Genomic DNA, 16,018 nt, shown 5'->3' on the forward strand with positions numbered 1-16,018 from the left:
CGTGCGGCGCGGGTCCGGTGGCGCTGCTCAGCCGTTCCCGTAGGTGGGCGCGATGTCCTGTGCCGGCAGCGTTGCGGGCGGAGGGAACAGGAACGGTAGTGATCGTCAAGCGGAAAGAGATCTTCTGACATGGTGTGCGGCGGCGACCATGTTGCGCAGAGCGGTTTCGATCTCGGCAGGTTCCCGGGTCCTGAATCCGCAGTCGGGGTTGACCCAGAGCCGGTCGGGTTCGATGGACTGGAGCAGGTGGTGCAGGGCCTGCGCCATCTCGTCGGTGCCAGGAGCGCGGGACGAGCGGCTGTCGTAGACCCCGGGGCCCACGCCGGTGCGGAAGAGGGCTGCGCGGGCGCCGGACAGGGGTTCTGTGCGAGGTCGGGCGGCCTCGACGCTGGTGACGTCGGCGTCGAGGGCGCTGATGGCGGCGAGGACGTCCTGGGACCACGACTGGCAGATGTGGGTGTGGATCTGGGTGGTGTCGGCGACGCCGGAGGTGGCCAGCCGGAACACGCTCGTGGCCCAGGACAGGTAGAAGGCGCGCTCGGCCCGGCGGAGGGGCAGGAGTTCGCGCAGCGCGGGTTCGTCGATCTGGATGATGCCGATGCCGGCCGCTTCGAGGTCGTGGATCTCGTCGCGCAGGGCGAGGGCGAGCTGGCGGGCGATGTCGGCCCGGGGGAGGTCGGTGCGGGCGTACGAGCGGGCCAGCAGCGTGACCGGGCCGGTGAGCACGCCCTTGACCGGACGGTCCGTCCGAGACTGGGCGTAGGTGGCCCAGCGGACCGTCATCGGCACAGGACGGGAGACGTCGCCGTGCAGGATCGGTGGGCGCACGTAGCGGTCGCCGGCCGCCTGTACCCAGCCTTCGGCTGTCAGGGTGAAGCCTCGCAGTTGTTCGGCGAAGTAGCCGACCATGTCGTCGCGCTCGGGTTCGCCGTGGACGAGCACGTCGAGCCCGAGCCGTTCCTGGAAGGCGATGACGCGGTCGATCTCGGCCCGTACGACCTGGTCGTGGGCGGCCTCGTCGATGCGGCCGGCACGCCAGTCGGCCCGGGTACGGCGGACCTCCGCGGACCGGGGGAACGAGCCGATCGTGGTGGTGGGCAGCGGCGGCAGCCCGAAGACTCGCCGCTGGGCCGCGGATCTGACCGGCCACTCCGCCCGGGGGCGGCCGTCGCCCAGTACGTCCACCCGGGCACGCACGCGGTGGTCGGGAGCGTTCATGGCCACGTCACGGCGGGGGACCGCCCGTTCCTGACGGAGGGCCTGGCCGAGCAGGACGACCTCGTCGATCTTCTGCCGGGCGAAGGAGAGCCGGGCGCGCAGGTCCGGCTCCAGATCGGGTTCGGCGTCGAGGTCGAGCGGGACGTGCTGGAGCGAGCAGGACGTGCTCACCACCAGTTCCCCGGCCAGGCCGAGCAGAGACGCGCATGTCGCCAGGGCCCGACGCAGGTCGGTTCGCCAGATGTTGCGGCCGTCCACCACGCCTGCCACCAGTGTGCGCAGCGGCAGCCCGCCGATCGAGGCCAGCGTCCGCAGGTTGCCCGGCCCGGTGACGAAGTCGAGGCCGATCGCCTCCACCGGCGTCCCCGCCAGGACAGCCAGAGCGTCGCCGATGTCGCCGAAAGCGGTGGCCACCAGCAGCCGTGGGCGCGACGGCAGACGGGCGAGCCTGCGGTAGGCGTGTCCGAGCGCGGCCAGCTCGTGCGAGGTGAGATCGGTGGCCAGCACCGGCTCGTCGAGCTGAACCCACTGCGCGCCCGCCCCGCTCAGCCGTTCCAGCAGTTCGGCGTACACCTCGATCAGGTCGTCGAGCAGGTCCAGCGGCCGGAATCCGGCCGACGCGGCGGACAGCAGCAGAAAGGTCAGCGGGCCGACCAGCACGGGCCGGGTCTCCACGCCCAGCGTCCGCGCCTCCAGGTACTCGGCCAGCGGCTTGGACCGTCCCGCCGCCGCCAGCCGGAACCTGGTGTCGCGGCCGACTTCGGGAACGAGGTGGTGGTAACCGGTGCCGAACCACTCGCGCGTCTCCAGTCCGGGCGTCCCGTCTGTGCCCCTGGCCATCGCGAAGTAGGCGTCCAGCCCGTCCAGATGGCGGAAGCGCTCCGGGATGGCGTCGACCAGCAGGGCGGTGTCGAGCACCTGGTCGTAGAAGGAGAAGGTGTTGGAGGGGATCTGTTCGAGACCGGACTCGCGCAGGTCGGTCCAGACCGAGTGGCGCAGCCGGGCGCCCATCTCCAGCAGCCCCGCGGCGTCGAGGCGGCCCGCCCAGTAGTCCTCGGTGGCTCGCTTCAGTTCGAGCCGGGTACCGATCCGGGGGTAGCCGAGTACGGTCGCTCCGGGCACGGGGGCTGTCATGGCTGCTCTTTCTCGTCGTGAAGCGGGCGGGCCGGGATCCGAGCGCGGTCCGGGTCGCGGGCCTGGCAGCCCGGATGGGTGCCAGGCCCGCGCCGGGCTCAGCTCGCCTTGAAGTCGGTCGCCTCGCCGCGGATCTCCCGGGCCGCGGTCACCAGGTTCTCCAGCGAGGCCCGTACCTCGGGCCAGCCGCGGGTCTTCAGCCCGCAGTCGGGGTTGGCCCACAGCCGGTCGGCGGGGATCGCGTCGAGCCCCTTGCGCAGCAGCGAGGTGACCTCCGCCACGCTGGGCACGCGCGGGGAGTGGATGTCGTAGACGCCTGGGCCGACCTCGCGCGGGTAGCCGGCCTCGGCCAGCTCGTGGGCGACCTGCATGTGCGAGCGGGCGGCCTCCAGGCTGATCACGTCGGCGTCGAGGTCGTCGATGGCGGCCAGGATCTCACCGAACTCCGCGTAGCACATGTGCGTGTGGATCTGCGTCTCCGACCGCACCACAGCCGTGGCCAGCCGGAACGCCTCGGTCGCCCACGCCAGGTAGGCGGTCCTGTCGGCGGCGCGCAGCGGGAGCGTCTCACGCAGCGCGGGCTCGTCCACCTGGATCACCCCGGTCCCGGCGGTCTCCAGGTCGGCGACCTCGTCGCGCAGGGCGAGGGCCACCTGGCGGGCGGTGTCGGCGAGCGGCTGGTCATCGCGGACGAACGACCAGGCAAGCATGGTGACCGGGCCGGTGAGCATGCCCTTGACCGGGCGGCTGGTCTGCGACTGGGCGTAGGTGGTCCAGCGCAGCGTCATGGGCTCGGGACGGGAGATGTCGCCGGCCAGGATCGGCGGGCGCACGTAGCGGCTGCCGTAGGACTGGACCCAGCCGTGCTGGGTGGCGACATAGCCGTCGAGCTGCTCGGCGAAGTACTGGACCATGTCGTTGCGCTCGGGCTCGCCGTGCACCAGCACGTCCAGCCCGGCCTCCTCCTGGAAGGCCAGCACGGCGCGGATCTCCGCTTCCATGCGCTCGTCGTAGGCGGCCTGGTCGATGCGGCCGGCCCGCAGATCGGCGCGGGCGGTGCGCAGCTCGCTCGTCTGCGGGAACGAGCCGATCGTGGTCGTGGGCACCGGCGGGAGGCCCAGCCGGGTGCGCTGGGCCTCGGTCCGCTCGGCGTACGGCTGGGCGCGGCGGGTATCGGCGGCGGTGACGGCCTCGGCGCGGGCCCGTACGGACGGGACCCGGGTGAGCGGCGAGGTGGCCCGCGACCGCAGGGCGGCCTGGTTGGCGGCCAGCTCACCGGAGATATCGTCACCGGCGAGGCCGCGGGCGAGGGTGACGATCTCCGCGGTCTTCTGGCGGGCGAAGGCGAGCCAGCGTGCCACCTCGGGGTCGATCTCGGTCTCGAGTGCGGCGTCGTAAGGGACGTGCAGGAGGGAGCAGGAGGCGGCCACGTCCACCCGGGCGGCGAGGTCGCGCAGCGCGGTGAGCGTGGTCAGCGACCTCTCCAGGTCGTTGATCCAGATGTTGCGGCCGTCCACGACTCCGGCGACCAGCCGCCTTCCCGGGAGGCCGCCGAGGGCGGTCAGGTCGTCCAGGTTCGTCGCGGCGGGGCCGGTGAAGTCGAGCCCGAGGCCGTCGACGGGCGCGTCGGCGAGCACCGGCAGGGCCTCGCCGAGCCGGTCGAAGTAGGTCGCGACGAGGAGCTTGGGCCGCTGGGTCAGCCCGCCGAGGTACCGGTAGGCGGTGGCGACGGCGTCGAGCACGGCCCGGGGCCGGTCCTGCACCAGGGCGGGCTCGTCGAGCTGGACCCAGGTGGCGCCGGCGGACCGGAGCGCGGCCAGCACGTCGGCGTAGACGGGCAGCAGCCGCTCCAGCAGGCTGAGCGGCTCGAAGGCGGGGTCGACGCCTGGGGCGGGCTTGGCCAGCAGGAGGTAGGTGACCGGGCCGACCAGGACCGGACGCGCCTCCAGGTCCAGGGCGAGGGCCTCGCGCAGCTCGCCGAGCTGCTTGGCCGGGTCGGCGGTGAAGGTGGTGCCGGGGCCGAGTTCGGGCACCAGGTAGTGGTAGTTGGTGTCGAACCACTTGGTCATCTCCAGCGGCGCGACGTCCTGGGTGCCGCGCGCCATGGCGAAGTACCCGTCGAGCGGGTCGGCCTCGACGGCGGCGCGGTGCCGTTCGGGGATGGCGCCGACCATGACGGTGGTGTCCAGCACGTGGTCGTACAGCGAGAAGTCGCCGGTCGGTACCTCGGCGACACCGGCGTCGGCCAGGCGGCGCCAGTTGTCGCGGCGCAGCGTCTCGGACGTGGAGCCCAGCTCGGCCGCGGTGACGCGGCCGGCCCAGTAGCCCTCGACGGCCTTCTTCAGCTCCCGGTCCGGACCCTGACGCGGGTAGCCGTACACGGTGGCGGCAGGGATGGCGCTGGGGGTGGCAGGAGTTTCGGCCACGGAACTCTCCTTCGCGAGTCACGAGAGACCTCGACGGATCCCCGGAGCGAAGGCGCGACCGCAGCGCGGGCATGGGCACGTGCCTGCGGGTCCGCCCGGCCCGCCCTCGAGGCCGTCGACGTCGCCGCGCGCTGGTGCGCGCGGGCAGTGGCAGGTCTTCGGACTCGTGGGCGTCCTGCTCGCTCCTACTGGCCGTCGCTTCCCCGGCCTCAAGAGGCCGAGTGCTGGTGACGGCGGTCGTTCCCACTCACCGCTGCGGGGCAGTCCCGGACTCACACCGGGTTCCCTCTTACGACGCGCCTGCCTGGCGGGCAGGGCGAACCAACTGCAAGGGCCACACTAGAGCCGAAACGCATCTCACGCGACAACGGGTCCCGTGCGTGAGTCGGGATGATCTAGTGATCGGCCAGGTCGTGACCGTTCAGATCGCGAACCTTGCCGGATCAGTGCCCGATCTCTCGGGCTTTGATCCGGCACCCGGGCGTCGATCAGACTGCCTTCTTCAGGAACTGCAGGACGCGGGCGTTGTAGGCATCGGGCTTTTCGGCGGGGACGATATGGCCGGCGCCCTGAATGAAGTCGGTCTCAGAACCGTCGGCCAGGCTCTCACGGATGGCGGTCAGGGACGCCTCGTCCATGGAGACGCTCTGGTCGGCGGTGCCGTGCAGGTAGAGCGTGGGCTGGGTGGGGAGCGCGCCCCACAGCGCCATGTGGGCGGCCTCCCATTCGGGGGTGCCCATCACCTTCGGGCCGAAGTTCATCCGGTAAAGGTCCAAGGCAGCCCGCAGGCGGGCCGGTTCGTTCAGGGCCTTGCGGACCGCTTCGAAGTCCTCGGTGGCGTCGTAGCTGGGTGCGGTCCACTTGTCCTGCATGACCTGCCTCAGCCAGGCCATGTCGTTGGCGGCAACGATCGTTTCGGCCATGTCCATCTGGAAGAACCAGAAGTGGTTGAGCCGCTCGATGCCCTCATAGGTGCTGGCGTAGTTGGCGAAGAACCACAGCGGTGGGACGTCGCTGATGACCACCTTCGACCAGCGCTCGGGTGCGGTGGTGGCGGCGGCCCAGGCGGTGGCGGCGCCCCAGTCGTGGCCGATCAGGACCGCGTCGCTGCCGCCGCCGAGCGCCTGGTGTATGGCATTGGCGTCGGAGACCAGGTCGACCAGCAGCATGCTGCCGTCGGCCGGCAGGGCTGAGGGGGCAAAGCCCCGGATGTTCGGGGCGACGGCCCGGTAGCCGGCCGCGGCCAGCGCCGGGATCAGGTGCCGGTAGGTTGCCTCGCCGGATTCGGGGAAGCCGTGGAGCAACAGCGCCAGCGGACCCTCGCCCTCTTCGACGTAGGCGATTTGGATACCGTTGACGGTCACGGAACCGTGCTGCATTGCGCGATCTCCTTGCAGGTTGATGGCCTCGGAGCTGCCTCCGGGCCGAACACGCACGATCCTCACAGCTTGCCAACCACTCGACAAGTACCTACTATTTTGTAAGGTACTGACCTTTTTCTCAGTGAATGGGTGTGCGATGAAGAAGACGAGCTACTCGTGCGGCCTCGACGCCGCCGTCGACGTGGTCGGCGGCAAGTGGAAGGCGCTGATCCTTTGGGCGCTGCATCACGAGCCGATGCGGTTCGGCGAGCTGCGCCGTCAGGTCCCGGGCATCAGTGAGAAGATGCTGATCCAGCAGCTGCGCGAGATGGAGCATTGCGGCCTGGTCCATCGCGAGGTCTACCAGCAGGTCCCACCCAAGGTGGAGTATTCACTCACCGAGTTCGGCCGGTCGTTGAACACCGCGCTGATCCCGCTGGGCGAATGGGGCGAGAAGCACATGCAGACCATCGAGGCCATCCAAGCTGCCGATGGCGCTTCCAGCGTTGCCTGACCAGATTGCCGCGCCGTCTCCGCGGGCCGCTACCCAGATCGAGCACGTCCAAAGTGTCCGCATCCGGGCAGCGAGCCTGTCTACCAACAGGCCCATTTTCACGTGGGCCGACCGTCGCTGATGCGGTTCTTCCTCGGCAACTTGAATGGTCGCGGGCATTCGTCTCGGGAAAACCTTCGAACTCGGCCCTCAGCCTGGGGGACTCCGAGCAGGCGTGCTCGGCCGACTCGACCGGCACCGTCGCGCGCACCCAGCCGCGCTCGTCGGGCTCGGTGGCGGTCTCCTCCACCGCCCGCACCACGGCGTGCCGTGTACCGGGGCGTCGGTTGGACCGTCGCCCCGGCCATCGTCGTCGGCCCGGTTTCTGCTGCGATCAGGGGCGTTGGCCGGGCTGGTTCACGATCGTGGCTTCGAGTTGCGCGGTCAGGCCCACCGTGCCCGCCTTGAAGGTCTCCTTGCGGCCGTCTGCCCACTCGTAGGTCCGGTCCTTCAGCCGCGTCGAGTTGGTACCCAGGTAGCGAAAGGTCTCCGGGTCCACGATCAGGTAGCTGCGCGCCTCAACGTCGGTGAGGCTGAACGCCACGCCTCGCCGTCCGTCGGCGACGGGTACATCCTGGGTCACCGTGATGCCCTTGATCGTGGGCAGCGCGCGGAAGAGCGCGGCCCGAACATCGGGGGCGAGCCACTGATCGGTCATGAGCTGCGTGATCTCCATGAGCAGCATCACCGGCGGGACGTGGCCGTTCAGCTCCTGCGGCCCCCGGCGGTCTTCGTCGAGGACGGCCGCCTCGATCCTGGCGATCACCTCGGCCGGGGTGACAGGCGGCTTGGCCAGCTCGGCCGGATCCATGACCGCGCTGCCCTGGAACATCAGCTTGCCGTCCTGGTACCAGGCCGACCGCTTGCCGTCCACGCTGGTCCAGCGTTCCCAGATACCGCGGTGGTCTCGGTCGACGTCCCCTTCGACGCCGGTCAACTGCAGTTCCCTGGTGTAGAACCACTGCGTGGGGTCGGGGGCGGGCGTGGGGTCGTTCTCGGCCGCCCGGGCGGCGCGTTCGCCCAGTTCGGCCACGCTCGCCACCGGTGCCAAGCTCGGCTGGTCCCTGAGCGCCATGGTGGTCCCGCCGACGGCCAGGGCCAACGCCGCCGCCATCGCGACCCGCCACCCGAACCTTCTCGCGCGGGCCACGGCCGGCTTCTCGGCGGCCTCCTGCTCGTGGATCGCCGTCATCAGCCGTGCCCTGGCCGCAGCCGCGGCTTTGTCGGTGATTGCCGGGGTGCTCCGGCGAAACTCCTTGATCACGTTCATCACAGCTCCTCGTCCCCGAGCACGTTCCTGGCCGTCTTCCGCGCGCGGTGCAGCCGTGACCGTACGGTCCCCACCGAGATGTCCAGCGCTCGCGCCACCTCCTCGTACGACATGTCCTCCCACGCCACCAGCAGCAGCACGTCCCGATGCCCACGGGGCAACGACGCCAGCGCCCCCGCCAGTTCACGCTCCCTGCCCTGTGCCGTCACCCGGCGCGTCACGGTGTCGGCCAGCGCCTCAGGCAGAGGGTCCACCCCGGTACGGCTCAGCGCCCGCAGCAGTCGCTCCTCCTGCCGCCGATGTCTGGCGATCAACGTGGTGGCGATGCCGTACAGCCAGGGCCTGGCCAGCGCGAACGACGTGTCGTACGCCCCGCGCCTGCGGAAGGCGGCCAGGAACGTCTCGGCCACGATGTCGTCGGCGGCCTGTGTGCCGAGCCGCCGCGCCGCGTACAGATGGATCTGCTTGGCGTAGCGGTCGAACAGCGCGGCGAACTGCTCTGGGTCGTGCGTCGAACGACGGATCAGTTCTCCGTCGTCGATCTCGACCGTCTCAGCACTCAACGCCTCTCCTTCGTACGTAGGTATTTCACCGTGCTGTCTCCCGAAGGGGGTCGACGAGTTCCCCAGAGCCGCTGACACAGCGGGGATCGACATGCCGCCGTCCGCGGGTGTTGGTTCGCCGGCCGTCCTCAGGCTCAAAGCCGGTGACGCCTGGCAAGCTCACAGCCTCGTGTTCTGCACGAGCATCGACACTCCGCTGAACGGTTGCACACACACCGGGCCGATCATCTTCGATGACCTTCCCATCGGCTCCGCGCCGGCGGCGTCCGGCAAGACGGACGCGACTACCGCGCCGTGCGTGTGCGGTCAGGCCAAACCGCTTCGGGGTGCAGCGGCACCGCCTTGCCCGGGGCGACGTGACGGCGCACCACTGTCCTGGTTCGGTCGTGGACGATCGAGCCTGGCACGCCTGCGAAATGGTCGAACGCCCTGCGATGACAGGTCCAAAAGGTGGCCACTGGGCAAAGACCTGTGGAGAGCCCGATGCTCGGAGACGGGCACGCCGGGTTCGGGACGGCGGCTCGGGGAAACGGACCGGTGGCAACGCCGACACCGCGCCCCGGGCCGACCGCACAAGCCCGCACCAGGTACATCGTGACATCGTGGCGCCATGACTATCGCAGTTCGCCCGGCTTCAGCCTTCGAGGATGTCCGTACCCTGGTCGGTCCAAAGTCACCTGGGGCCAACGTCTGCTGGTGCCTGAGCTACCGGATCCCGTCCAAGCTCAACAACGAGCTTCGCGGGCCGGCCCGCGGTGAGTATGTCGCCGAGTTGTGCCGTGCGGAGCGCGCACCGGGGGTGCTCGCGTACGACGGCGGCGAGCCGGTCGGCTGGGCTGCCGTGGCGCCCCGTTCGGACACCTCCTTCGCGCGCAGCCGTAGGATTCCGCATATTGACGATCTGCCGGTCTGGTCGCTGTGGTGCCTCCGCGTACGCCCTGGTCATCGTAAGAGGGGGATCTCGCATGCCCTGATTGCCGGTGCGGTCGAGTTCGCTCGTGCCCATGGCGCACCGGCGATCGAGGCGTACCCGCTGGACAGCGGTGGCGCCGAGGTCGATGTGACGATGGCGTACGCCGGGATCCGGAGGAACTTCGAGCGCGCCGGGTTCGTCCACGCCGCCGACACCACCTCGGTGCTGGCCGGTCACCCCCGAGTCCTGATACGGCTCGACCTGCGCTGATAGACAGCCCGGCGCCTCAACGGCCGGCAGGACGGTGGTCAGTGATCGCAGGACCGGAGCGCCGGTCTTGTGGTTGTGCCAGATGGCCGTGGCCATCGCGAGGATGCGCTCGGCGACGCCTTCGAAGGTCCGGTCGCCGGCATGACAGACAATCTAAGTTCTCTGTCACATGTCAGGCGTTGTAGTCGCACGAGAGCGGGCGCGGTCTGGTTGGTGGTGTTCGGCGGGTTCCTACGCGCCAGCGACAATTCATCGGCAGATGCCGGGGCGCCGTTTCTTGAGGCCGGAGTTCAGTGATGCCGGTGGTGGAGTGCTCGTTGCTCTGCGGCGTCGAGTGCGGGTCTGAGGGGTGCGAGCGTGGTGTGCAGGAGGTCTGGTAGCGAGCCGGACGGCACGACGAGCCCGCTGGCCGTGGAGGACGAGGCAGTCGTCTGCAGCCACTGCTTGAGCGCCACGCGGACTGCGGCGGCCACGCTCGCCGCGAGCACCCGTGCGGTGTGCGGGTCGCCATCGCCGAGACGCTCGGCGATGGCTTCGGTGAGGGGATGTTCGATCGCGGCGGTGGTGTCGATGAATGCGTCGCGCAGCGCGGGGCGGGTGGTGATCAGCAGCAGCGCGTCCCGGCCGGGTGCGTCCGAGGCGGTGTACTGATCCACGATGGCCTCGATGACGGCGTCTGCGAGGCCGACGCCGTCGGGCCGGTCGGCCACCGCCGCCGCGACTCGTGCCTCTCGTTCCCTGGTGACGGCGGCGACGATCGCCTGTTCGCGGCTGGAGAAGTAGTTGTTGTACGTCCTCGGTGAGACGCCGGCGGCTTCGGCGATGTCATCGACGCGCACGTTGTCCGGTCCACGCTCAAGAGCCAGCCGCAGGGCCGCCGCGCGCAATGCCTCTCGGGTGGCCTGCTTCTTCTGCTCGCGCAGCCCCGTCCGGCTCGTCATCACGGTCTCAGCATAGTCTAGATGCGTGCAGCGCAAATTTGCGTGCACGCAAATTTATGCCTAGCTTGGCGTCCTCACCCTTCAGGAGGGAACCAGAACGATGAGGGCCAAGGGCATCAGCTTCGACATCGGCTTCGTCAAGAACGGAGCGAACTCCCGCAAGCTTCGACCCGGACGTGGTCGAGCGCGAGCTGCGCATCATCCGCGATGACCTGCACTGCACCGCGGTCCGTGTCATGGGCGGCGACCCGGAACGGATCGAGCTGGCGGCGGCGCACGCCGCCGATCTGGGCCTGGAGGTCTGGTTCTCCCCCTACCCCCTCGAACTGGCCGCCGAGGAGACGCTGTCGTCTCGGCGGCAAGGTGACCTACGCCTCCGTGCCGCTTGAGCGGGTCGACTGGGCACCCTTCGACATCGTGTCCATGGATCTCTATCGGTCGGCCGAGATCGCCGACCGTTTCACCGACGGCGTCCGTGGCCTGGTCGCGCAGGGAAAGCCGGTCGCGATCACCGAGTTCGGCGCAGCCGGTTACCAGGGTGCCGGCGAGCGGGGCGCTCTCGGTCTGGAGATCGTCGAGTACGACAAGGACGGCCTTGTCCAGTTGAACGGCGACTATGCCCGGGACGGGCCTGGTCAGGCCGCGTATGTGCGTGAGCTGCTGGAGGCATTCGAAGCCGGCGGCGTCGACAGCACGTTCGTGTTCACCCTCGCCCTGTACGACCATGTGCACCGGCCCGACGGCGATCCCCCCGACGACGGCATCGTCAAGGTCAACGAGAACCGGCTCGGAGCCACCACCCCGACATGCCCTGGGCACCCAAGGCCGCCTTCACCACCCTCGCCGAGTACTACCGCGGCTGACCACGTCCCAAGTCCGCGGCCCGAAGCGAGCCGCACCGGCACCGCCCACGACCCTACGCCTCAGCGCTCCACCCGTCCCACCCTGTTCCGTACGAACCAAGGAGAACACGTGATCACAGATGTCGTCATCGCCGGCGGTGGCCCGAACGGGCTGATGTTGGCCTGCGAACTGAGCCTGGCAGGGGCCCGGCCGGTCGTGCTGGAGCGGCTGATCGAGCCCAGCCAGGAACCGAAAGCGAACGGATTGCTCGGCCAAGTCGTGAAAGTGCTCGACCACCGGGGGCTGCATGAACGTCTCAGTGGTAGCCCAGAACCTCCGCAGCCGAACTCCGGATACTTCATGTTCGGCGCGATGGGCCTAGACCTGAGCCTGCTGCAGGACAGCCCTGTCTATGCCCTGCCGGTGCCGCAGCGACGCATCGTGCAGGTTCTGCAGGAGCGCGCCATCGAACTGGGCGTGGAGATCCGGCGAGGACACGAGGTCGTCGGCCTATCGCAGGACGACGACGCGGTGACCATCGACGTCGCGAGCCCGGGCGAGGAATACCAATTGCGGGCCCGGTACCTCATCGGCGCGGACGGAGCTCACAGCACCACGCGCAAGCTCTCCGGCATCACATTCCCCGGCATCACCTACGACCGGATGACTGTGCGCTCAGCGCATACGACGGTCCCGGCGGACTGGGTCGATCCTGCGACCGGTGCGCTGAACGTGCCCGGCCATGGAGCTGTCTTGCCGTTCCTGCCCCTCCGCACCGAGCACGGAGGGTTCTCCTACGCGCCGATGCCTGGCCACCCGCCGCTGGTCAGCACCACAGAGTGGGACCAGCCCACGACCGACGCTCCGATGAGCCTGGAGGAGCTGCGGGCGAGCATCCGCCGCGTGCTCGGTGTCGACGTGCCGCTTGGTCCGCCCGACGGCCAGGGACCGCACGCGCTGCGGCGGCTGACCGGCGGTAACACCCGGGTCGCCGAACGGTTCGCCGACGGCCGGGTGTTCCTGATCGGTGACGCCGCCCACGTGTACGCCGCCACGGGGGGCGGTCCAGGGCTCAACCTTGGCCTGCAGGACGCGGTCAATCTCGGCTGGAAACTCGCCGCCGAGATCCGGGGAAGTGCCCCGTCCGGACTGCTGAACAGTTACGAGACAGAGCGGCGATCGGCCGCCCAGCGCATGGTGCTGAACGCGCAGGCACAGGCGGCCCTGATCGCTCCCGGCAGCGATGTCACCGGACTGCGCGAGGTGTTCACCGAACTGCTCCGCGACCCGGACACCGTGCAGCGCCTGGCCGAACTCACCGCGGGCGTCGACGTCCGCTACGACATGGGCGGACACGAGGCGCACCCGCTGACCGGCCGATTCGCCCCGGACCTGGACCTGCGCACCCCGACCGGACCGGTCCGTCTGGCCGAGCTGACCAGAAACGCACGCCCTCTGCTGCTCGACCTGACCGAAGAGGCATCGCTAGCAGGGACACTCGCCCTGCGGCACGACCAGGTCGATATCGTCACGGCGCGCTCCCAGACCCCCGCGCCCACCGCCCTGCTCCTTCGACCGGACTGCTATGTGGCCTGGGCATCTGCATCGCCCCGGCCCAACCCCACGGAGATCGAAGATCTCCAGGCAGCCTTGCAGCGGTGGTTCGGAGTCATCAAACCCGCCCACACCTAAAGTCGTGGGCGTCGACTCACGTATATACGTGGGCGGTCCAAGACCTATCTTCCTGCTCACACAGATCCAGCCGTGAGCCCGGTAGTGGTCCGCGCCGTGCGTGGGCCACCACCGCCCACGTCTCCTCCCTATCGCGGCGCAGGGACTGTCAGGGCGTCAGCCCCAGCTCACGCAGACGGACGGAGGCGATCCGGTGATCGAGCGCCGTGGCGGCGCCGTAACCTTCTATCCGCGCCGGGTGAACCTGGCCCAGATCGGGGCGTTCGCGGGCGTCGGGCGGGTAGCGATCGCGCTGCGGCGCCGCTGGCACGACGACTTCCCGCCAGCGATCGGAGGCACAGCGGAGAGCCCGCTGTTTCACCTCCTGGAGGTGTGGGACTGGCTGCGCCAGCACCCCTCCCCGTTGGAGGTGACGGACAGTAGGTGCTTGCCCGGGGCGATTCGACAGCCCCGGTCACCTACTGCGACGGTCAGGTGGTCTCTTCGCTCGCGCCGGCGTCGACCGGACGTACTGACCACGCATACGGACCAGAAGCCGACGGCTACTCGCATGCCGGGCAAGGCATGGGTGCACGGGCAGTTCAGGCGCGGCTGGGGGATAACGAGCTGCGCCACTACCAGTTGGTTGTGTCGGGGACAAGTGACAGCGTTTGCCGGTCTCCTGCGGCATACCGAACATGGACGATCCTCTCAAACACGCACTGAGTGGGGGCTTGGCCCTTGAAGGGGGCGAAAGGTGGCAGTTCTCGCACGCCGCGTTCCGCATCTCCTTGAGACAGGCGAGTTAGCCTGGTGTTCTGCACCAAACATCGGCACTCCGCTCGATGCGGCGAACGTACGACGGGCGTTCAAAAAGATCACCAAAGACGCAAAGATCGGAACCAACTGGACGCCCCGCGAACTGGTGTTGCCGGAGCGCTTGGGCTGCCAGAGCAGTTCGACGTGCTCTACCGAGCGCTGCCTGATGCAGACTCTCAACTTCCGGTGTGATGATCGTCCGCGGTCTTCTGGGAACGGTCGGCGTCTTCACGTCGCGACAGGGGGATCCAAGCGACGACGTGATCCCAGCGAAGCGCTCGGGCTTCCTCTGTACGGATGCCGGTGGTAAGGCTGAGCACCACGTAGGCGTGGAGTTCGGACGACTCCGCAGCCTTGACATCGCGTCCGCCTGGTGCCGGGTGAGCGCCTTGCTGGGACGACCGTCCCTGCCCGAAGGCGTGGTGACCAACTCGGCAACGTTCCTCAACGCCAGGTCACGTGCCTGAGCCTGCCGAATGGCTCGCTTGAGCACGCTGTGGACATCTCGCAGCGTCCGGGTGGCCAGGTCGCTGGAGAGTGGTCCCAGCTCCGGTAAATACGTTGCGGGGTCCGAAACGGGCGGGGCATGCTGGGTCGATCGAGCGGCGGAGAGCGCTGCCTGGACTAAGGAGGGCTGACGGATGGCCATCACTGCGCTGCGGCATGTCCGCATCAGTCCCACCTCTTTGTTCAGGAGCACACCCGTTGTCTTCCGAGTACGAACTCTCTGATACCTACTCCGACCTCGACTCCCGCCGCTCCGAATTCGTCGGTGACGAGTCCCAACCAGATCCGGCCGCAGCCTTCGTCTTCAAGTTCCATTCGGTCGACGAGGAGCTGGGCCCGGACCAGCGGTGGTCCACCTGGCTGGAGGTCGAGCGCGGTTCTCGCGGCCCGGAGCCACGGCCCTCGTGGGTTGTGACGGAACAGGCTGCGATCGACACCGAGCTCGGCGTCCTCAAAACCGGCAAGGAAGCCGACGTCTTCCTGCTCGAACGCGCCGTCGAAGCCATTGGCGACAACCCGGCGAAATCCTCGCTGCTGGCCGCGAAACGGTACCGCACCGAGGAACACCGGTCCTTCCACCGCAGTACGTCGTACGTCGAAGGTCGCCGTACCCGCAACAGCCGCGACAATCGGGCGATGGCGAAGAAGACCTCGCACGGCCGCAGTGTCGCGGCCGGTCAGTGGGCATACGCCGAATGGGACGCCCTCAACCGGTTGTGGAAGGCCGGCGTCCCGGTGCCGTATCCCGTGCAGGTGGACGGCACCGAGCTGCTGATGGAGTTCATCGACGACGGCGAGGGCGGCGCCGCGCCCCGGCTCGCCCAGGTCCGGCCATCGAAGGAGCTGCTCGGTGTGTACTTCGAGCAGCTCCGCAACGGCATGCGTGAACTGGCCCGCGCGGGGCTCGCGCACGGCGACCTCTCGCCGTACAACGTCCTCGCGCAGGCCGAGCGGATCGTGATGATCGACCTGCCCCAGGTCGTCGACATCGTCGGCAACCCGAAGGGCATGGACTTCCTGCTGCGCGACTGCCACAACATGGCCACGTGGTTCACGAACCGCGGGCTCGAGATCGACGAACAGGAGCTGTTCGCCGACCTGCTCACGATGGTGTTCTGATCGCCTTCATGCTCGCGCTGGTCTGGCCTGCGACGCAGCGTCAGGTCCACGTGATTTGAACTGTCGCCCGAGCCCGGTGGTCGGAGCCGGGTGATCATGGTGCCCAGGAGAACTTGTTTGAACCCGCCAGTGACCCTTGGAGCCGTTCAGGGCGACGGTCAAATGACGGTCAAACGGTCAAGGGCCTGATCGCTGTCTCCAGCGATCAGGCCCTTGACCTGCAACCACACTGTCGGGGTGGCGGGATTTGAACCCACGACCGCTTCGTCCCGAAGCAAGTCGAGCACTAGTTCGTATAATGCTGCGTGAGGCTGTGACCTGTGCAGATGGTGCGGGAACGTACGTCGGTGTTCGTGATCGTCCTTGCTGGTTGTCACGCAGAATGTCACTCAGGCTCTCGTTGCAGCCGT

At 68.9% G+C, this 16,018-nt stretch carries 12 protein-coding genes, 1 pseudogene and 1 riboswitch; of the genes and pseudogenes, 5 read left to right on the forward strand and 8 right to left on the reverse strand.

Going from position 1 to position 16,018, the window contains the following annotated elements; translation table 11 throughout:
- Window positions 1-105: 105 nt before the first annotated feature.
- The 3 genes from metE (ABD844_RS13480) to ABD844_RS13490 all read right to left on the reverse strand — a co-directional run bounded on the left by metE (ABD844_RS13480) (window position 106) and on the right by ABD844_RS13490 (window position 6,157).
- Window positions 106-2,352 carry a 5-methyltetrahydropteroyltriglutamate--homocysteine S-methyltransferase gene (gene metE / locus ABD844_RS13480; protein ID WP_344876633.1) on the reverse strand — a complete coding sequence of 749 codons (2,247 nt, stop codon included), beginning with the start codon at window positions 2,350-2,352 and terminating at the stop codon, window positions 106-108.
- A 98-nt stretch (window positions 2,353-2,450) separates the two neighbouring features.
- Window positions 2,451-4,778: a 5-methyltetrahydropteroyltriglutamate--homocysteine S-methyltransferase gene (gene metE, locus ABD844_RS13485; RefSeq protein ID WP_344876635.1), complete on the reverse strand. Its 2,328-nt coding sequence runs from the start codon at window positions 4,776-4,778 to the stop codon at window positions 2,451-2,453.
- A 132-nt stretch (window positions 4,779-4,910) separates the two neighbouring features.
- Window positions 4,911-5,120: riboswitch (cobalamin riboswitch) on the reverse strand.
- A gap of 146 nt (window positions 5,121-5,266) precedes the next feature.
- Complete coding sequence (locus tag ABD844_RS13490; protein ID WP_344876637.1) at window positions 5,267-6,157, reverse strand: alpha/beta fold hydrolase; 891 nt, start codon at window positions 6,155-6,157, stop codon at window positions 5,267-5,269.
- Between the two features lie 139 nt (window positions 6,158-6,296).
- Here ABD844_RS13490 and ABD844_RS13495 point away from each other — a divergent pair, with 139 nt between their 5' ends.
- A complete protein-coding gene (locus ABD844_RS13495) occupies window positions 6,297-6,653 on the forward strand; it encodes a winged helix-turn-helix transcriptional regulator (RefSeq protein ID WP_344876639.1) in 357 nt (118 codons plus the stop codon).
- Window positions 6,654-7,026: 373 nt separating this feature from the next.
- Here ABD844_RS13495 and ABD844_RS13500 read toward each other — a convergent pair whose 3' ends face one another.
- Both ABD844_RS13500 and ABD844_RS13505 read right to left on the reverse strand, forming a co-directional pair.
- Entirely contained in the window at window positions 7,027-7,962 is a 936-nt protein-coding gene (locus tag ABD844_RS13500; protein ID WP_344876641.1) for a CU044_5270 family protein, read from the reverse strand.
- Entirely contained in the window at window positions 7,962-8,525 is a 564-nt protein-coding gene (locus tag ABD844_RS13505) for an RNA polymerase sigma factor (RefSeq protein WP_344876643.1), read from the reverse strand. The genes ABD844_RS13500 and ABD844_RS13505 overlap by 1 nt, the downstream gene beginning before the upstream one ends.
- Window positions 8,526-9,135: 610 nt before the next feature.
- Here ABD844_RS13505 and ABD844_RS13510 point away from each other — a divergent pair.
- Window positions 9,136-9,708 carry a GNAT family N-acetyltransferase gene (locus ABD844_RS13510; protein ID WP_344876644.1) on the forward strand — a complete coding sequence of 191 codons (573 nt, stop codon included), beginning with the start codon at window positions 9,136-9,138 and terminating at the stop codon, window positions 9,706-9,708.
- A 39-nt stretch (window positions 9,709-9,747) separates the two neighbouring features.
- On the opposite strand, the pseudogene ABD844_RS53105 reads toward ABD844_RS13510, so the two are convergent.
- Window positions 9,748-9,846, reverse strand: a pseudogene (locus tag ABD844_RS53105) (IS982 family transposase); the annotation flags it as partial.
- 152 nt (window positions 9,847-9,998) lie between these two features.
- Window positions 9,999-10,649: a TetR/AcrR family transcriptional regulator gene (locus tag ABD844_RS13515; RefSeq protein WP_344877056.1), complete on the reverse strand. Its 651-nt coding sequence runs from the start codon at window positions 10,647-10,649 to the stop codon at window positions 9,999-10,001.
- Window positions 10,650-10,825: 176 nt separating this feature from the next.
- On the opposite strand from ABD844_RS13515, the gene ABD844_RS13520 reads away from it, so the two are divergent.
- Window positions 10,826-11,038, forward strand: a complete 213-nt coding sequence (locus tag ABD844_RS13520; RefSeq protein ID WP_344876645.1) for a hypothetical protein — start codon at window positions 10,826-10,828, stop codon at window positions 11,036-11,038.
- Window positions 11,028-13,184, forward strand: coding sequence for an FAD-dependent oxidoreductase (locus tag ABD844_RS13525; RefSeq protein ID WP_344876647.1), 2,157 nt, complete (start codon window positions 11,028-11,030; stop codon window positions 13,182-13,184). Before ABD844_RS13520 ends, ABD844_RS13525 begins: the two co-directional genes overlap by 11 nt.
- Before the next feature lie 148 nt (window positions 13,185-13,332).
- Here ABD844_RS13525 and ABD844_RS13530 read toward each other — a convergent pair whose 3' ends face one another.
- Window positions 13,333-13,494, reverse strand: coding sequence for a hypothetical protein (locus tag ABD844_RS13530; RefSeq protein WP_344876649.1), 162 nt, complete (start codon window positions 13,492-13,494; stop codon window positions 13,333-13,335).
- A 1,151-nt stretch (window positions 13,495-14,645) separates the two neighbouring features.
- Between ABD844_RS13530 and ABD844_RS13535 the strand changes: the two genes are divergently transcribed.
- The gene (locus tag ABD844_RS13535; protein WP_344876651.1) at window positions 14,646-15,608 is read left to right on the forward strand and encodes a serine protein kinase RIO; all 963 of its coding nucleotides are present in this window, start codon (window positions 14,646-14,648) and stop codon (window positions 15,606-15,608) included.
- Window positions 15,609-16,018: the final 410 nt, after the last annotated feature.

This window comes from Nonomuraea antimicrobica, assembly GCF_039536965.1.
In the GTDB taxonomy this organism is placed as follows: Bacteria; Actinomycetota; Actinomycetes; order Streptosporangiales; family Streptosporangiaceae; genus Nonomuraea; species Nonomuraea antimicrobica.